Origin of the sequence: Cupriavidus sp. BIC8F (genome assembly GCF_032465815.1) — a bacterium.
In the GTDB taxonomy this organism is placed as follows: Bacteria; Pseudomonadota; Gammaproteobacteria; order Burkholderiales; family Burkholderiaceae; genus Cupriavidus; species Cupriavidus necator.
This window is the reverse complement of sequence record NZ_CP136094.1, coordinates 4,003,810-4,020,951: the sequence shown is the minus strand read 5'-3', so window position 1 is coordinate 4,020,951 and position 17,142 is coordinate 4,003,810. Positions and strand designations below refer to the sequence as shown.

Sequence of the window (17,142 nt, the reverse complement as noted above, 5' to 3'; positions counted from 1 at the left end):
CCGCTGCGCGCGGGCTTTCTTGTTTCTGCCCCTGACCATGACCCAACGCGTCCGCACCCGCTTTGCGCCGAGCCCGACCGGTTTCATCCACCTCGGCAATATCCGCTCCGCGCTCTATCCCTGGGCCTTCGCCCGCCGCATGCAGGGCGACTTCATCCTGCGCATCGAAGACACCGACGTCGAGCGTTCGTCGCAGGAGGCGGTCGACGTGATCCTGGAAAGCATGGCCTGGCTGGAGATGGATATCGACGAAGGCCCGTTCTACCAGATGCAGCGCATGGACCGCTATCGCGAGGTGGTGGCGCAGATGGTCGAGTCCGGCCTGGCCTACCGCTGCTACATGAGCACCGAAGAACTGGACGCGCTGCGCGAAGCCCAGCGCGAGCGCGGCGAGAAGCCGCGCTACAACGGCTTCTGGCGTCCCGAGCCGGGCAAGGTCCTGCCCGAGCCGCCGGCGGGCGTCGATCCGGTGATCCGCTTCAAGAACCCGATCGGCAGCAGCGTAGTGTGGGATGACGCGGTCAAGGGCCGCATCGAGATCTCCAATGACGAGCTCGACGACCTGGTGATCGCGCGCCCGGACGGCACCCCCACCTATAACTTCTGCGTGGTGGTGGACGACCTCGACATGAAGATCACGCACGTGATCCGCGGCGACGACCACGTCAACAACACCCCGCGCCAGATCAACATCATCCGCGCGCTGGGCGGCACGCCGCCGGTCTACGCCCACCTGCCGACCGTGCTCAACGAGCAGGGCGAGAAGATGAGCAAGCGCCATGGCGCCATGGCCGTGACCGGCTACCGCGACGAGGGCTACCTGCCCGAAGCCGTGCTGAACTACCTGGCGCGCCTGGGCTGGGCCCACGGCGACGCCGAGATCTTCTCGCGCGAGCAGTTCGTTGAATGGTTCGACCTGGAGCACCTGGGCAAGTCGCCCGCCCAGTACAACCCCGAGAAGCTGGCCTGGCTGAACAACCACTACATCAAGGTCGGCGACAACCAGCGCTTGGCCACGCTGACGCAGCCGTTCATCGAGGCGCTCGGCGGCAAGGTGGAAGGGCCGGACCTGGCCGGCGTGGTGGCGCTGGTGAAGGACCGCGCCAATACGCTGAAGGAAGTCGCGCAGGCGGCGCTGCTGTTCTATCGCGGCGAGCCGCAGGCGGATGCCGCGCTCAAGGCCGAGCACCTGACCCCGGAGATCCAGCCCGCGCTGGCAGCGCTGGCCACCCAGCTGGCCGCGCTGCCGGAATGGAAGCGCGAAGCCATCAACGCCACCTTCAAGGCGGTGTTGGCCGAGTTCGGTCTGAAGATGCCCAAGCTGGCCATGCCGGTGCGCCTGCTGGTGGCCGGCCAGCTGCAGACGCCGGGCATCGACGCGGTGCTGGAACTGTTCGGCCGTGACACGGTGCTGCGCCGCCTGGCGGCAGCTGCATAAAAAGTCGTAAAAAAGTCCGCGCCGGGGGCTTGCGCTCCGGGCCGGACTTGCGCATAATCTCGTTCTCCCTGCAGCGCGGTCCCCGACCAAGCGGGCTGGCGGATCCGCAAGGATCTTCGCAATCTCCGAACTGATTTTTGAAGTGACGGGAAAGCGAAAAAAAGCTGAAACGGGAGCTTGCAAAGATTAGTAGTTGATATATAATCTTGGCTTCGCTTGAAACGGCAGTTAAGTCAGGCGAAAACGCAGCAAGTTGCAGTAAATGGCAGTACCATGGGGCTATAGCTCAGCTGGGAGAGCGCTTGCATGGCATGCAAGAGGTCAGCGGTTCGATCCCGCTTAGCTCCACCAAGATTTAGGTGTCATCCGGGTTGTATTCGGGTGATTCCAGACGGAACGTGTTGAAAGACAAGTTTCTGTCCCCTTCGTCTAGAGGCCTAGGACATCACCCTTTCACGGTGAGTACAGGGGTTCGAATCCCCTAGGGGACGCCATAACAGCAGGGCGTAATCAGACGTCCAGCATGTCGTCTCAAGCATCAGCTTGAAGCGGCAGCCGACTAAGGAGTGGTAGTTCAGTCGGTTAGAATACCGGCCTGTCACGCCGGGGGTCGCGGGTTCGAGTCCCGTCCACTCCGCCAAAACTAAACCCGCATGGTTTGCGCCATGCGGGTTTTTCTTTGGGTGAGGGATTATGTCGTTAATCGCCACAAATGCAATAAAAAATGTTGCATTCATTGCGAAACTCGCTATATAATCCTGTCTTCGCTGCAAATGCTGCGGTAAGCGGCAGACAGCGAAGGTGGTTCCAGCAGTAACCGTCCAGCAGTACCGGATACGGGGCTATAGCTCAGCTGGGAGAGCGCTTGCATGGCATGCAAGAGGTCAGCGGTTCGATCCCGCTTAGCTCCACCAGAATTTGGGAAGCGTCTGAAAAGAAGTTTCCCAGGCGCGAAAAAGCCTGCTATGATGGCAGACTTTCCAGCGCAAGACAGAAAACGCGTTGTAAAACAAGTTTCTGTCCCCTTCGTCTAGAGGCCTAGGACATCACCCTTTCACGGTGAGTACAGGGGTTCGAATCCCCTAGGGGACGCCAAAACAGCAGGGCGTAATCAAACGCCCAGCCAGTCGTCCGGAGCCAAGGCTCCAGTCGGCGCCGACTATGGAGTGGTAGTTCAGTCGGTTAGAATACCGGCCTGTCACGCCGGGGGTCGCGGGTTCGAGTCCCGTCCACTCCGCCAAATTAGAACGCCCGCGCAAGCGGGCGTTTTTCTTTTCCGGCTGTTGAAATTGCTGGCCGCCGCCCTTGCGGGCGGCCAGTGCCAGAGTCAGTTTTCCGGATCCTTGCTGACCCGGCTGAAATACCGCACCAGCAGCACGCCTGCAATCGCCAGGCTGATGCTGTTGGCCAGCCAGAAGCCGCTGGCGCCGCGCGTGAAGGCGGGCATGCCCTCGATCAGCCCGAAGCCCAGCACATAACCCCCGCCCAGTCCGATGCCCCACAGCGCGCCGGCGTAGATCAGCGTCGGAATCAGCGCGATCTTGTACGCGCGCAGGATAAACGCCGTCATCACCTGAACCGCGTCGAAGGCCTGGTAGAACGCCACGAACAGCACCAGCGGCAGCGCTGCCGCGACCACCGCGGGATCGCTCGCGTAGGCATGCAGCACCGGCTTGCGCAGCAGCCACAGCAGGGCACCGGTCAGCACCGCCAGCGTCACCGCCATGCGGATACCGCGCCAGGCAAGGCGGCTGGCGCCGGCCAGGTCGCGCGCGCCGAGATGCTGTGCCACCAGCGACGAAGTGGCAATCCCCAGCGACAGCGGCAGCATGTAGGCCACCGCGCCCAGGTTGGCGATGATCTGGTGCCCGGCCAGCGTCACCGTGCCCAGGCGCGTGATGAAGATCGACATCAGCGTGAACGAGGTGATCTCGATCAGGTAGGTCAGGCCCATCGGCACGCCCAGTCGCAGCAGCGCGCGCAGCGGCGCGGCAGCCGGCCAGCTCCAGGTACTGAAGATCCGCAGCGGGTGATAGGCGCCGCCGTAGCGCAGGATCAGCAGCCCGGCGATGCACCAGGTCCAGCTGATCAGCGTCGAGGCCAGGCCGCAGCCGGGTCCGCCCATGGCCGGCACGCCCAGGCCGCCGTGGATGAACCAGGCATTGAGCGGCACCTTCAGCGCCAGCCCGCCGATCTGCAGCACCGTCACCATGATCGGGCGCGACAGCGCATTGTTCAGTGCCGAGTAGATGCGGAAACCCAGCGCCGCCGGCAGCCCGAAGGCGCCGAAATGCAGGTAGGCGGTGGCCTTCTCGACCAGTTCGGGCGGCGCCTTGGCGAAAGCGAGCAGCGGGGCCGGGAAGGCCAGCAGCAGCACGCCCGGAATCGCCAGCGCGGCGCCCAGCCATGCGGCCTGCCGGACCTCGGCGCCGATCGCCGCGATGCGGCCGGCGCCATAGAGCTGCCCGGCGATGGGTGACAGTGCCTGCAATACGCCCATCAGGCTGATATAGATGGTGACGTAGATCGAGCCGCCCAGTCCCACGGCGGCCAGGTCGGTCGCCGAGGCGCGCCCGGCCATCACGGTATCGATGACGCCAAAGGCGATAACGGCAAGCTGGCCGGCCAGCACTGGGCCGGCCAGGCTGGCGATACGGCGAAGGTCTTGGAACAGGGTCATTCAGGGCTCGGCAGGCTTGGTCAGGGCTGGATGGTCAGCCCCGCAGCCGCCTGCGGCCGGAATGGTTCGATGGCGCGACAGGCGCTGCGGTGGTGGTGATGCCGGAAAGGGCTCAGGGCTGGCGCGGCAGGCGGCGCCGCGGCAGGTCGGGGCGCGGATGGACGGCGCGCGCGGTATCGACCAGCCGATACATGCGGAAGCGCTCGTCGCGGTCCGCGGGGCGGCGGCCTTCCCAGATCAGCCGCCACTCGAAATGCGAGATATTGCCCGGCTCGCCATAGTCGACCGAGTCATGGCGCAGCAGCACGTCGCAGCCGTCGTTGGGGCCGCCAAAGCGGATACGGCCGAAATAGGCAAACGACGCCAGCTGCGCATCGCCCATGCGGATCGGCTGGACGCACTGGTAGGCAGGCGGCAGCGCCATCGCCGCGGCCTGGGCTACGTCGCGGTAGGTCTTGCCGTAGTTGATCGAGGGCAGCCACAGCGTCATGGCCATGACCCACATCAGGGTGGTGCCGGCGGCGGAAATCACCACCGGGCGCCAGATCTGCTTGGGCGCGCGCGACAGCCGCCAGCGCACGATCAGCACCCACGCGACCGTGGCCGCCAGCGCGAACACCACCGCGGCGATGGTGAACTCATGCTGGTAGCCGGGCAGCTGGCGGAAGACATTGCGCGCGATGCGCGGCGGCCAGCCGGTGGTCTTGGCGATCCACATGAACCAGACCGTGCCGCCGAAGATGGTGAAGAACAGCAGCGCGAACCAGTCGATCGCGTTGATCACGCCGCGCGCCAGCGTGGGCAGCGCGAATGCGGCCAGCACGGCCATCGGCGGCAGCAGCAGGATGAACTGCACGTCGCCGGCGCTGCGCTGCAGGAACAGCAGCACCAGCACCGGCAGCAGCAGCGCCAGCGGCGCCGCCACATGGGGTGCGCGGCGCATGCCGGTCCACGCGATCCAGGCCCAGCCCGCGATCGGCCAGACCGGCCACGTGTACAGGAACAGGTTGCGCATATTGAAGCCGAAGGTCGCCATGTTGGGCGAACCGTAGCTGCGGCGGTCATAGCGCGACCATTCGCGGATAAAGGTCACCGCCTCGTCGCGGTCAGCTGCGCCGAAGTAGGCGGCCGCCAGCCACGCCGACACCGTCAGCAGCGCCAGCGGGATGCCGATGGCGGCCAGGCGCCGCCACGGCAGCGGCTTGCACACCAGCGCGCAGACCGCGCTGCCGCCCAGCAGCGCCAGCGGCAGCATGGGTCCGCTGGCCAGTGCCAGCCCGCCCAGCGCGGCGCCATAGGCCAGGCTGCCTTGGATGGGCTTGTCGAGGCTGCGCACCATGCCGTAGAGGGCCAGTGCGATAAAGGCGACCTGGCCGACCTGCGGCGTGGTCTCGTGCCCGCGCATGGCCAGGCCCACGCAGGCCAGGAAGATCAGCAGCGCGCCGTCGGCCAGCGTGCGGCCGTAATCGCGCGCATTGGGCTGGCCGCCGAAGGCATAGGCAAATGGCTGGACCTCGTCGCGCCGGCCCAGCAGGTAGGTGGTGTACCAGATGCAGGCGCAGGTCGCGAAGAAGAACAACGCCGTGGCCAGCCGCGCGGCGTCGGCCGCGCCCAGCCAGTTGCCGAAGCCGCGAATCATCAGCGCGCCGATCCAGAACACCAGCGGGCCGTCCTCGCTGTACGGGCGGCCGGCGATATTCGGCATCAGCCAGTCGTGCAGGTTGCCGGTGGCCAGTTGCCACATCACGCCAAAGCCGGCGGCGTCCTCGTTCTTCCAGGGGTCGCGGCCGAACAGGCCGACCAGGCCATAGATGATGCAGATCGCCAGCAGCAGCGCGCGCGGCAAGGCGCCGGTCGCGGCAGCGGTCAACTGGACGGGTGAGGTATTGGCTTGACGCATCGATGCTCAGGTCGGGCCGTGGCGCAATGGCGCGAAGGCCACAGTATCGCGCATGCGGCGGCCGCGCGGGCCGTGGCATGGCGTGGAAGCCTCACGGGGTGTGGGGTAAATCCAATGAATGCAGCGGTACCGGTCATGGTCCGGCACAAAAGCAAAGAGGCAGCCGATGCTGCCTCTTTGCTGTTTCGCACAGGCCACGGAGCATCTGTCCGCAGGCCTTGCGAAGCGGGGTTCGCTGAAAGCGATTACTTCGCAGCCTTGCCCAGCTTGTTGCCGAACTTCTGGCGGAACTTTTCCACGCGGCCGGCCGTGTCCATGATCTTCTGGGTGCCGGTGTAGAACGGGTGCGATTCCGACGAGACTTCGATCTTGGCCAGCGGGTATTCCTTGCCGTCCTTCACGATCTTGTCCTTGGTCTGGATGGTCGAGCGGGTGATGAAGCTGAAGTCGCTGGACATGTCCTGGAACACGACTTCGCGATAATTCGGGTGAATGCCTTCTTTCATGATGAGTCCTTTCTGGTTGGGTAGCCAGTCCGTTGCAATCCGCTGTTCTCTGCCGAGGGCGAGAGCGTGCATGGCGCGGCGACGAACGAACCACTTGCCGGTAACGGGCAAACTGGGATTATGGCAGAAAAACAAATACTTGGGGAAGAGCCTGCGCCACGTGTGGCACAGAAAGTGTTGCGCAGGAATGCGGCAAAAACATCACATGGAGGCCGGGTCCTGGCGATAGAAGGCGGCCAGCGACTGGTATACAACCGGCCAGTGTCGCGCAAGCCCGGTTGGTTCGACAAAAAATGCCTCTGACGTCACGGCAAAGAACTCGCTCGGCGCCTCGGTCCCATATGGGTCGATGATGCGCAGCGCCGGCGGCAGCCGCTCCGGATGCTCCCAGTCGGCCTCGTCGCGCGCGTCCCAGGCCTCGGCAAAACGGTCGTACTCGGTCAGGAAGGTCTCGGCCCAGGCTTCCGCGTCGATGCCCGGGTGCAGCACGCGCGAGAAGGGCGGCACGCCGTCGGGCTCGCCGTCGAGCATGTCCAGCTTGTGGGCGAACTCGTGAATGACCACGTTGTAGGTATCGGCCGGCAGTTCGTGGTCGCTGTCGATGCCGGCCCCGGGGCTGTGCACGTCGGGCCAGGACAGGATCACCGGCCCGTGCTCCCAGGCCTCGCCGCTGGCTTCCTCGACCACGCCGTGCACCAGGCCGATCTCGTCCTGCACGGTCCGGCGGATGATGAACTCGCCCGGGTAGAGCACGATGCCATGCCAGCCCCGGTACCACGGCAGCCCCAGCTTCAGGATCGGCACGCAGGCCTGCACGGCAACGCTCGCCACCATGTCGTCGGCCAGCGGCAGGTCGTGCGCGGTGGAGTATTCCTTGTCGGCGATGAACAGCGTGGCCAGCTCGCGCAGCGCCGCCAGGTCTTCGCTGCCGTAGCGCTGCACGAACGGCAGCGTGGCGACCGTGCGCGTCCACAGCGCATCAGGGATGGCGTAGTGCTCCAGCTTGCGGGCCCGCGAGCGGGTGCGCAGGAATGAGGTCAGTTTGCCGAGCATGGGCGTAGCGCCGTGCGCTGTGAAAACGATCGGGCAACAAAAAAGGCGTGCCGGGGCACGCCTTCCTGTCCGCCTTGCGGCGATGCTGCAGCGAGGGCTCAGCCGCCTCTGCGCATCATATCGAAAAACTCGGCGTTGTTCTTCGTGGCCTTCATCTTGTCCATGATGAATTCCATCGCCTGCACTTCATCCATGTCGGAGATGAACTTGCGCAGGATCCAGATCTTCTGCAGGATTTCCGGCTTGATCAGCAGCTCTTCGCGGCGCGTGCCCGACTTGTTCAGGTTGATCGACGGGTAGACGCGCTTCTCGGCCAGGCGGCGTTCCAGGTGCACTTCCATGTTGCCGGTGCCCTTGAACTCTTCATAGATCACGTCGTCCATGCGGCTGCCGGTTTCGATCAGCGCGGTGGCGATGATGGTCAGCGAACCGCCTTCTTCCAGGTTGCGCGCGGCACCGAAGAAGCGCTTCGGGCGCTGCAGCGCGTTGGCGTCCACACCACCGGTCAGCACCTTGCCCGAGGCCGGCACCACGGTGTTGTAGGCACGCGCCAGGCGGGTGATGGAGTCCAGCAGGATCACCACGTCGCGCTTCAGTTCGACCAGGCGCTTGGCCTTCTCGATCACCATTTCGGCAACCTGGACGTGGCGGATGGCCGGTTCGTCGAAGGTCGACGCAACCACTTCGCCGCGCACCGAGCGCATCATCTCGGTCACTTCTTCCGGGCGCTCGTCGATCAGCAGCACGAACAGGTCCGCTTCCGGATGATTGTTGGCAATCGCGTGGGCGATGTGCTGCAGCATCACGGTCTTGCCGGACTTGGGCGATGCCACCAGCAGCGCGCGCTGGCCGCGGCCGATCGGCGCGATCATGTCGATGATGCGGCCGGTGATGTTTTCTTCAGCCTTGATATCGCGTTCGAGCGTGAGCGGCCGGTTCGGATGCAGCGGCGTCAGGTTCTCGAACATGATGCGGTTCTTGACCGCTTCGGGCGGCTGCCCGTTGACCTTGTCCACCTTGACCAGTGCAAAGTAGCGTTCGCCGTCCTTGGGCGTACGCACTTCACCCTCGATCGAATCGCCGGTGTGCAGGTTGAAACGGCGGATCTGGGACGGGCTGATGTAGATGTCATCCGTGCTGGCCAGATACGAGGTTTCGGGCGAGCGCAGGAAGCCGAAGCCGTCGGGCAGCACCTCCAGCGTGCCGTCTCCAAAGATGGTTTCGCCCATCTTGGCGCGCTTCTTCAGGATCGCAAACATCAGTTCCTGTTTGCGCATCCGCTGTGCGTTGTCGATCTCGAGCGTAGCCGCCATTTCGAGAAGCGCAGACACGTGAAGCGATTTGAGTTCTGTCAGGTGCATAGACGAGGGGTACAGATGGGCCCGGACGGGCGAGACCTAAAGGGAAGGGGGGAAATGAGCGAACGCTCGGGGAGTTGTTGGTGGCATCTTAGCACAATCCGACCGGCGCGCCAGGATGTGGCGCACGCACGTCGGATCGTGACAAAACCGGGACCGTGGGTCAGGTCCCGGCGCGCAGCTTACAGGTTGCCGTCGAGGAAGGCGGTCAGTTGCGACTTGGACAGCGCGCCGACCTTCTGGGCCGCGACCGCGCCGTTCTTGAATAGGATCAGCGTCGGGATGCCGCGGATGCCGAACTTGGCCGGCACCTGCTGGTTTTCATCGACGTTTATCTTGGCGATCTGCAGCTTGTCGCCGTAGTCCTTGGCGACTTCGTCCAGGATCGGCGCGATCATCTTGCAGGGGCCGCACCATTCCGCCCAGAAATCGAGCAGGACGGGTTTGTCGGACTGGAGGACGTCAGCGTCGAAGGAGGCGTCGCTCACATACTTGATTTGTTCGCTCATGGCGGAAAACCTCTGGTTTCGCTCTGTTTATGTTGAAGGCTGGAGACTTCGGAGGGCCGAACCGTTACCTTACACGAGATTGCGCGGACCCGTCGGGCCGCCTCCGCAGCCCGCAAACAGGCTGTGGGGGCCGCTGCCGCGCCCGGTGCTGCCGATATGTTACCAGTTTGCCGATTTTCAAGACCGGCCTGGCAAACACTCGAAAGGGCGCCGGCACGGAAATGATTCTGCTGCAATCGGGGGATTCATTGAAATGCTTATTTTCTATGGCGCCGAGAGATTCGGGCAATCGCTCGCGGCACGCGAAAGGGTGTGTCATAGAATGCACTTATGCGTGCGTCGCGGTGCCGGATGCGAGTGGCGTGCGCGTAGAATAGAAAGCGGTTCGCAGGCGGCGCCAGCGGGCCAATCTTGCATCCTGCGCCACTGACTAGGTCATCGACATGAACACCGATCCCCGCAAGCCTTCGCAGCCCGAGCCCGGCCAGGCGCCGGACGTGGACCACCTGAGCGATGCGCTGGACCATATCAGCAGCGCCGTGGAGACCAACAGCATCGCCAGCGGTGCCGCACGCGGCCTGGTCTACAGCATCATCGAGACCCTCGGTACCCTGGTGGGCGACCCGGACCTGCCCGAGCATGCGCGCTCCGGCTATGAGGGCCTGCTCGAGACCGCGCGCGAGATCCGCGCCCGGCTGGAAAGCGGCTCGGACTGAGCCGGCTGCGCCTGTCCCGCATCGCACTTGCCGCCAGCCGCTCAGGCCGGCGGCGCCCGTATTGTTTCCGTTGCATCCTGACGCTTTCGCCGACCGACGCAGTTCGCGCAGCCATTCCGGGCTGCGCCCCACGCGCCCATGACGTCGCTACGTTTTCGCCCTGGCCCTGATTTCCTCGACCAGGCGGCCACCGCTGCCTGGTATTTCCTCGACCGCTGCGGCGCGCCGGAGGCGGGCGGGCACGTGGTCGTGCCCACCGCCGCGCAGATCCCGGGCGTGCGCCAGTCACTGGACGCCGCCGCCCGTGCGGCGGGCCGCCCGCGGCTGCTGCCGCGCGTGCTGACGCTGGGCCACTGGCTGCTCGACCTGCCGCCCGAGGGCGCCCCGGTGCGCAGCCCGGCCGCGCGCCTGCTGGCCGTGCAGCAGGCGGTGCGCGGGCAGGACTGGCTGCGCCGCGCCTTCGGCGCCCAGAACGAGACCGCCGCATGGGGCCTGTCGCAGACGCTGCTGTCGATCTGCGACGAGCTCAACGCGCGCTGGCTCGAAGACGCTGCCATCCGCGACGATGACGAGATCGACGGCGACGATCGCGCCGGCCTGCTGCAGGGCGCGCTGGAACGGACCTACTCGCATCTGTCTGAGCGCTTCCTCGGCGAAGAGGCGCGCATCGTGCTGGCTTTCTGGCAGGCGCTGTCGGGGCCGGACGATCCGCTGCCGGCACGGCGCCGCGCCTTGCGCGAGCTGTCGCAGCAGCTGCGCGGCCCAGTGATCTGGATTGCCCCGACCCCGCCCACGCCGCTTGAAGCCGCGTTCCTGCGCGATGCCGCCGAGCTGGTGCCGGTGCTGCAGGTCGGCTATGACTGGACCGGGCAGGGCGAGAGCGATGCCGACTGGTACCAGACGCTGCTGGCGCTGTGGCCGGAAGCGAGGATCGCCGACGATGCCGAAGCCGCCGCCCCCCCGCCGGCCATGCCTGCGCTGCCGCCGCAGCGTCCGGCGATCCGCGTGGTCGGCAGCGCGCGCTTCGAGGATGAAGCCGCCGCGGCAGCCGCGCAGCTGGTGCAGTGGCTCAATGAAGGCCGCCGCCAGGTGGCGCTGGTCGCGCACGACCGCGTGGTGGCACGGCGCGCCCGCGCCTTGCTGGCGCGCGCCGGGGCACCGGTGCGCGACGAGACCGGCTGGAAGCTTTCCACCACGCGCGCCGCCGCCGCGCTGATGCGCTGGTTCGATCTGCTGGTGCGCGACGGCGACACCGCCGCGCTGCTGGACCTGCTCAAGAGCCCGTTCTGCCTGCCGGAGGTTGCCGGGCGCGGCGCGGCCATCGCGCTGCTTGAGCGCCAGGTGCGGCGTGAGGGCATCACCGGCGGCTGGGCGCGCCTGCGCCAGCTGTTCGGTCACGCACCGACCGCCGCGCAGCAAGCTGCCGCGGAAGATGAAGATGCCGCCGAAGCGCCGCGCCGCGCCGCGCGTGCGCTCATCGCCGTGCTCGCCGACGAGGCCGCGCGCTGGCCGCGCGGCCTGGCGCAGCATCCGCTGGCAACCTGGCTGGAACGGCTCGACGGCATGCTCGACGGCCTCGGCATGCGCGCGGCGCTGGCCGCGGACGATGCCGGCAGCCAGCTGCTCGATGCGCTGGCGCGGCTGCAGGAGTTGCCGCTGGACGAGACCGGCGGCCATGCCACCCTGTCGCAGGGCGAGTTCCGCGCGATGCTGTCGGCGCTGCTGGAATCGGTCGCCTACAAGGAGCCCTCGGCCAGCGGCCCGGCGCGCATCACCATCCTGCCGCTGAACGGCGCGCGCATGCGCCGCTTCGAGGGCGTGGTGATCGTCGGCTGCGATGACGCGCAACTGCCGTCCAGCGCCGCCGAGCTGATGTTCTTCTCCAACCAGATGCGGCGCGAACTGGACCTGGAAGACCGCGAGGCCCGCTTTGCGCAACAGGCGCGCGACCTGGCCGAGGTGCTGCTGAACAACGACGACGTGGTGCTGACCTGGCAACGCTACGGCAGCCGCGGCGAGCCGCATCATGTGTCGGGCTGGATCGAGCGGCTGGCGGCGTGCTGCGCGCGCGCGGGCGTCACCATTGAAGCCGCCGCCGCACCGCAGGCACACGAGACCTTTGCCAATCCGCAGGGCATGCCGGCGCCGGCGGCAGAGCCCGCGCTGGTGCCGGTGCGCTGGAGCGCGCAGGCCTACAACATGCTGCGCCGCTGCCCCTACCAGTTCTTCGCCGGCCGCATGCTGGGCCTGGCCGGGCTGGAGACAGTCAGCGACGAGCTGGAAAAGCGCGAGATCGGCGAACACCTGCACCAGGTGCTGCTGCGCTACCACAAGGACCTGCAGGCGCGCCGCGAGCGCGGCGAGACGCTGGCGGAAGACCAGCGCCTGGCCCGCCTGGCCGAGATTTCCGAAGACGTGTTCGGCGCGCTGATGGCCGAGGACGGCAATGCCATTGCCTACTACCGGCGCTGGCGCGAGGTGATGCCGTCGTACGTCGCCTGGCAATCCGCACGCGAGGCCGAGGGCTGGTTCTGGCGCGGCGGCGAGCTCGACGCCGGCATCGACCTGCCGATGCCCGACGGCCAGCCGCTGCGCCTGACCGGGCGCATCGACCGGCTTGACCAGGGCCCGGGCGGGGCGCATGCCGTGCTCGACTACAAGACGCAGAGCGCCACCCGCCTCAAGCGCAAGCTGGCCGAGGTCGAGGAAGACTGCCAGTTGCCGTTCTACGGTCTGCTGCGCGCCGATGCGGCAGCGGGCAGTTGGGTATCGCTCGAAGGCGCGCGCGAGGGCGCACCGGCGGCGCAGCGCGAAGTCGGCCTGCCCGATTTTGAAGCCGCCGTCATCTGGCTGGAACGGCAGATGCGCGACGACGTCATGCGCCTGCGCCAGGGCGCCAGGCTGCCGGCCTTCGGCGATGCCTCCGCCTGCCTGTATTGCACTGCCCGCGGCCTGTGCCGCAAGGGCTTCTGGGAATCCACCGCCGTGCCGGCGCTGACATCATGACGCCTCACGATCCGCACCACGTCCAGCCTTACCAGCGCGACGGCGAGCCCGTTTCCGAGCCCGAGTTCACGCGCGCCGCCTGCGATCCGGCACGCTCTGTCGTGGTGGAAGCCTGTGCCGGCAGCGGCAAGACCTGGCTGCTGGTGGCGCGGCTGGTGCGCCTTTTGCTGGCCGGCGCCGCGCCGCATGAGATCCTGGCCATCACCTTCACGCGCAAGGCCGCCGAAGAAATGCGCGACCGCCTGCTGGAGGTGCTGGCACAGCTGTCGCGCGACAGCGACGACGACGTGATCGCCGCGCTGGTGCAGCGTGGCCTGACGCCCGACGCCGCGCGCGAGGCGCTGCCGCGTGCGCGGCGCCTGCATGCGCAGGTGCTGGCCGCGCCCGGGCGCATGGCCATCGATACCTTCCACGGCTGGTTCGGCACGCTGCTGCGCGGCGCACCGCTGGCCTCGGGCATCGTGCCGGGCGCGGCGCTGCGCGAAGATGCGCTGCGCATGAAGCGCGAAGCCTGGGCCCCGGTCTGGCGCGCGCTGGCGACGCCGCAATACACCGACTTGCGCGAAGCCTGGGAAACGCTGGTCGATACCGTGGGCGACTTCCAGGCACGCGCGCTGCTGGACGCGATGTTCCATGCCCGCAGCGAATGGTGGGCGATGCAGGAGGGCGGTGACCCGCTACAGGCGCTGTCCGACTGCCTGGGCGAAGACGCCCAGGGCGACGTGCTGCTGCAGGCGTTGGCCGACGAAGGCTGGCGCGATGCCTGCGAGTCGCTGGCGCTGCGCCTGGGCGCGGCCGGCAAGACCGAGCAGACCCACGCCGCCCGCATCACCGATGCGCTGATGGCGATCACCGCGTGGCGCGAAGCGGGCGCGGCGCCCGGCAAGCCCGCCGAACGGGTGTTCGCGCAGTTGCGCGCCGCGTTCTTCACCACCACCGGAGGCCCGCGTTCCCTGCGGCGCACCGCGGCGCTGGTCAAGGCCGCCGGCGGCGAAGGCATGGTCGATGCGTTGCTGGACGAGCATGCCTCGATCTGCGCCATGCTTGACGACATCAGCGCGCGTTGTTGCGAAGCCGCGGTGCTGGCGATCAACCGCGCGCTGTTCTGCATTGGCGATGCCTTGCTGACGCGCTACCAGCGGCACAAGGACGAGCAGCGCGCGATGGACTTCGCCGACCTGGAATGGCAGGCCGCGCGCCTGATGTCGGACGAAGAGACCGCCACCTACCTGCAGGTGCGGCTCGACGCGCGTTACCGCCATCTGCTGCTCGACGAGTTCCAGGACACCAACCCGCTGCAGTGGCGCATCCTGCAGGGCTGGCTGGCCGGCTATGCGGGCCTGGGCGAGCGGCCGACGGTGTTCCTGGTGGGCGATCCCAAGCAGTCGATCTACCGCTTCCGGCGCGCCGATGCACGGTTGTTCGGCGCGGCCGGCGAGATGCTGCGCGATGCGTTCGGCGCCACCGTGCTGCGCACCAACCGCACCCGGCGCAACCGTGCCGAAGTGCTGGACTGGGTCAACGCCGTGTTCGACAGCGCGCGCGCCGAGGGCCGCTATCCGCTGTACGCGACCCAGACCACGGCACTGGCCGGCGGCAACGGACCGGTCTGGCTGCTGCCGCTGGTGGAGCCCGAGGACAAGGCCGACGACAAGGCCGCTGAAGCCGTGGACGGCGCCGCCGAGGACGAACCGGCGCAGGCCGCCTCGGCCCATCGCGACACGCTGCTGCAGCCGCGCCGGCAGGCCGGCGATTCGCTGCGGCTGGAAGAAGGCCGGCGCGTGGCCGCGTGGCTGCGCCTGGTGCGCGACACCGTGCCGGTCCATGAAGGCGGCGAGCAGCGCCCCGCGCGCTGGAGCGACATGCATCTGCTGGTGCGCCGCAAGACCCATCTGGCTGACTATGAGCGCGCGCTGCGCGAGGCCGGCATCCCGTGCCTGAGCCCGCGCCGCGGCGGCCTGCTGGCCACGCTCGAGGCGCTGGACCTATCAGCGTTGCTGGCGTTCCTGATGACGCCGGAATCGGACCTGGATCTCGCGCATGTACTGAAGAGCCCGCTGGTGGGGGCGACTGACGACGACCTGCTGGCGCTGGCCCGGATCGAAGGCGAGGGCAGCTGGTGGGCACGCATCGAGTCAGGCGGCCTGCCCGGGCACGTATCCGATGCGCTGCGCGAAGGCGTGCAGCGGTTGCGCCAGTGGTTGCGCGTCGCGCCGCATCAGCCGGTGCATGACCTGATCGACCAGATCTTCCACGGCGGCGAAGTGCGGCGCCGCTATGCCGAGGCCGCGCCGCCGGATATCCGCGAACAGGTGCTGGCCAACCTCGATGCCTTCCTTAAGCTGTCGCTGGACCTCGACGGCGGGCGCTATCCGAGCCTGCCGAAGTTTATCGACGAGCTGCAGGAAATCCGCCGCGGCGACGAGGGCGAAAGTCCCGACGAAGGCGGCATGGGCGAGAGCGCCGAAGACGTGGAGCCGGCCGAGGACGATCCGGCGTTTGCCGGCCTCGACGCGGTTCATATCCTGACCGTGCATGCGGCCAAGGGCCTGGAGGCGCCGTTCGTGGTGCTGCTCGATGCCAACCACAGTGAGCCGGCCGCGGACCGGGGCGGCATCCTGGTCGACTGGCCGCCGTCGTCGCCGGTGCCTCGGCATTTCTCGGGCTACGGCAAGCGCAGCGAGCGCGGGCTGGCGCGTGCGTCGTTGTTCGAGTCAGAGGCGGCGCTGGGCGAGCGCGAGAACTGGAACCTGCTGTACGTGGCCATGACGCGCGCGCAGCAGGGCTTGCTGGTCAGCGGGGTCAAGGGCCGGGCCAGCCGCAGCGGTTCGGGCGAGGGCAATGCCGAGATCGCCGGCAGCTGGTATGTGCGGCTGCAGGCCGCAGGCGTCGGCGAGATGGTGCCGGCCTATCCGGGCGAGCTGGCCGATGCGCAGGACCAGGCCCCGATGCCCGCGCGCCTGAGCGAGCCGGTGCGCTTTACCGACTTCCGGCTGCGCTGTCGCGATGCAGTGGATGCGCGGCAGGGGATCGCGCTTGAAGAAGAGGGCGAGGCGGAAGCTGAAGACGAGTCCGACGGCATCGTCTTCAACGCCGCGGCCGCCCGCCACGGCGAGCTGGTGCATGCCTTGCTGGAACGCCTGACGCGCTATCCCGAAGCCTTTGCCGGCGTGCCAGGGATCGACACCGTATTGCGCTGGTTCCCGCTGACGGGCGCGCACACCGGGCCGGCACGGCAGGCGTGGCGGCAACAGGTGGCAGAAGCGCTGGAGGCGGTGGCTGCGATGCTGCTCGCGCCGGCGCTGGCGCCGTTGCTGGGGGCAGGGGACGCCCGCAGCGCGCGCAATGAAGTCGAGCTCTATGACGCGCGCGGCAGGCTGCTGCGTATCGACCGGCTGGTGGAATTCGACGCCCGCGTGGTGATCGTCGACTACAAGCTGCGGCTCCTGCCGCAGGAGCATGCCGCCTACCGCGCGCAGCTGGGCCGCTATGCGGCCGCGATTGCGCCGATGTTCCCGGGCAAGCGTATCGAGGCCGGCGTGGCCACTGCGGACGGCGAATGGATTCCCGCCGAGCGCCTGGCGCCGCCGGTGTCGCCAATGCCGCAGCAGGGCTCGCTGTTCTGACGGCTGGCGTGGCACCCGGACAGGGTGCCAGAATCGGCGCAAAATGGGGTGTGCGGCGCGCGCGATCGCGGCCCGGCTGTACTAAAGTGACAGGGACTGCGCTGCAAGCGACTGCGTGCGGGCGGATATAGCGGGAGGGGTACAGCAGGAGGGGGTGTGAGGTGGACGAGCCTGACCCTCGGCACTGGCGGAAAACGGCTGTGGCTGCTTCGTTCCCGACCTGACCAGGTTGACCGCGCCACCATGCGAGGAGGCCCGTCCGAGCGGCATTGTACCCCAGACCGCGATACCGCGGAGAAATTGCGTTGAATGCCCTTTGCAATGGTGGGTCATTGCCCGCGGCAAATGCG

Annotated in this window: 10 protein-coding genes, 6 tRNA genes and 1 other RNA gene; 10 read left to right on the top strand and 7 right to left on the bottom strand. The window is 67.4% G+C overall.

Annotation, left to right across the window (positions count from 1 at the left end; all coding sequences use genetic code 11):
• Positions 1-37 precede the first annotated feature (37 nt).
• The 7 genes from gltX to RS901_RS18690 all read left to right on the top strand — a co-directional run bounded on the left by gltX (position 38) and on the right by RS901_RS18690 (position 2,678).
• Entirely contained in the window at positions 38-1,438 is a 1,401-nt protein-coding gene (gene gltX / locus RS901_RS18720; protein ID WP_316150385.1) for a glutamate--tRNA ligase, read from the top strand.
• A 275-nt stretch (positions 1,439-1,713) separates the two neighbouring features.
• A tRNA-Ala gene (locus tag RS901_RS18715) sits at positions 1,714-1,789 on the top strand.
• Positions 1,790-1,856: 67 nt separating this feature from the next.
• Positions 1,857-1,932 (top strand) — tRNA-Glu (locus RS901_RS18710).
• 69 nt (positions 1,933-2,001) lie between these two features.
• Positions 2,002-2,078 (top strand) — tRNA-Asp (locus tag RS901_RS18705).
• Positions 2,079-2,276: 198 nt separating this feature from the next.
• Positions 2,277-2,352 (top strand) — tRNA-Ala (locus RS901_RS18700).
• 105 nt (positions 2,353-2,457) lie between these two features.
• Positions 2,458-2,533 (top strand) — tRNA-Glu (locus RS901_RS18695).
• A gap of 68 nt (positions 2,534-2,601) precedes the next feature.
• Positions 2,602-2,678 (top strand) — tRNA-Asp (locus RS901_RS18690).
• Positions 2,679-2,765: 87 nt separating this feature from the next.
• Here the strand turns inward: RS901_RS18690 and RS901_RS18685 are convergent.
• From RS901_RS18685 to trxA, 6 genes are all read right to left on the bottom strand, one after another.
• On the bottom strand, positions 2,766-4,118 hold the full coding sequence (locus RS901_RS18685) for an MATE family efflux transporter (RefSeq protein WP_316150384.1): 1,353 nt from the start codon (positions 4,116-4,118) through the stop codon (positions 2,766-2,768).
• A 112-nt stretch (positions 4,119-4,230) separates the two neighbouring features.
• Positions 4,231-6,018 carry a glycosyltransferase family 39 protein gene (locus RS901_RS18680; RefSeq protein ID WP_316150382.1) on the bottom strand — a complete coding sequence of 596 codons (1,788 nt, stop codon included), beginning with the start codon at positions 6,016-6,018 and terminating at the stop codon, positions 4,231-4,233.
• A gap of 245 nt (positions 6,019-6,263) precedes the next feature.
• Positions 6,264-6,524: a type B 50S ribosomal protein L31 gene (locus RS901_RS18675; RefSeq protein WP_010814268.1), complete on the bottom strand. Its 261-nt coding sequence runs from the start codon at positions 6,522-6,524 to the stop codon at positions 6,264-6,266.
• A gap of 201 nt (positions 6,525-6,725) precedes the next feature.
• Complete coding sequence (locus RS901_RS18670; protein WP_316150380.1) at positions 6,726-7,577, bottom strand: zinc-dependent peptidase; 852 nt, start codon at positions 7,575-7,577, stop codon at positions 6,726-6,728.
• 98 nt (positions 7,578-7,675) lie between these two features.
• Positions 7,676-8,938 carry a transcription termination factor Rho gene (rho, locus tag RS901_RS18665; protein ID WP_010814266.1) on the bottom strand — a complete coding sequence of 421 codons (1,263 nt, stop codon included), beginning with the start codon at positions 8,936-8,938 and terminating at the stop codon, positions 7,676-7,678.
• A gap of 179 nt (positions 8,939-9,117) precedes the next feature.
• On the bottom strand, positions 9,118-9,444 hold the full coding sequence (gene trxA / locus RS901_RS18660) for a thioredoxin TrxA (protein WP_010814265.1): 327 nt from the start codon (positions 9,442-9,444) through the stop codon (positions 9,118-9,120).
• Between the two features lie 443 nt (positions 9,445-9,887).
• On the opposite strand from trxA, the gene RS901_RS18655 reads away from it, so the two are divergent.
• The 3 genes from RS901_RS18655 to RS901_RS18645 all read left to right on the top strand — a co-directional run bounded on the left by RS901_RS18655 (position 9,888) and on the right by RS901_RS18645 (position 16,792).
• On the top strand, positions 9,888-10,160 hold the full coding sequence (locus RS901_RS18655) for a hypothetical protein (protein WP_013957248.1): 273 nt from the start codon (positions 9,888-9,890) through the stop codon (positions 10,158-10,160).
• 138 nt (positions 10,161-10,298) lie between these two features.
• Positions 10,299-13,166, top strand: coding sequence for a PD-(D/E)XK nuclease family protein (locus tag RS901_RS18650; RefSeq protein ID WP_316150373.1), 2,868 nt, complete (start codon positions 10,299-10,301; stop codon positions 13,164-13,166).
• Positions 13,163-16,792, top strand: a complete 3,630-nt coding sequence (locus RS901_RS18645; protein ID WP_316150372.1) for a UvrD-helicase domain-containing protein — start codon at positions 13,163-13,165, stop codon at positions 16,790-16,792. Before RS901_RS18650 ends, RS901_RS18645 begins: the two co-directional genes overlap by 4 nt.
• A 161-nt stretch (positions 16,793-16,953) precedes the next feature.
• On the opposite strand, the gene ffs is transcribed toward RS901_RS18645, so the two are convergent.
• Positions 16,954-17,052: signal recognition particle sRNA small type (ffs, locus tag RS901_RS18640), an RNA gene on the bottom strand.
• Positions 17,053-17,142 lie beyond the last annotated feature (90 nt).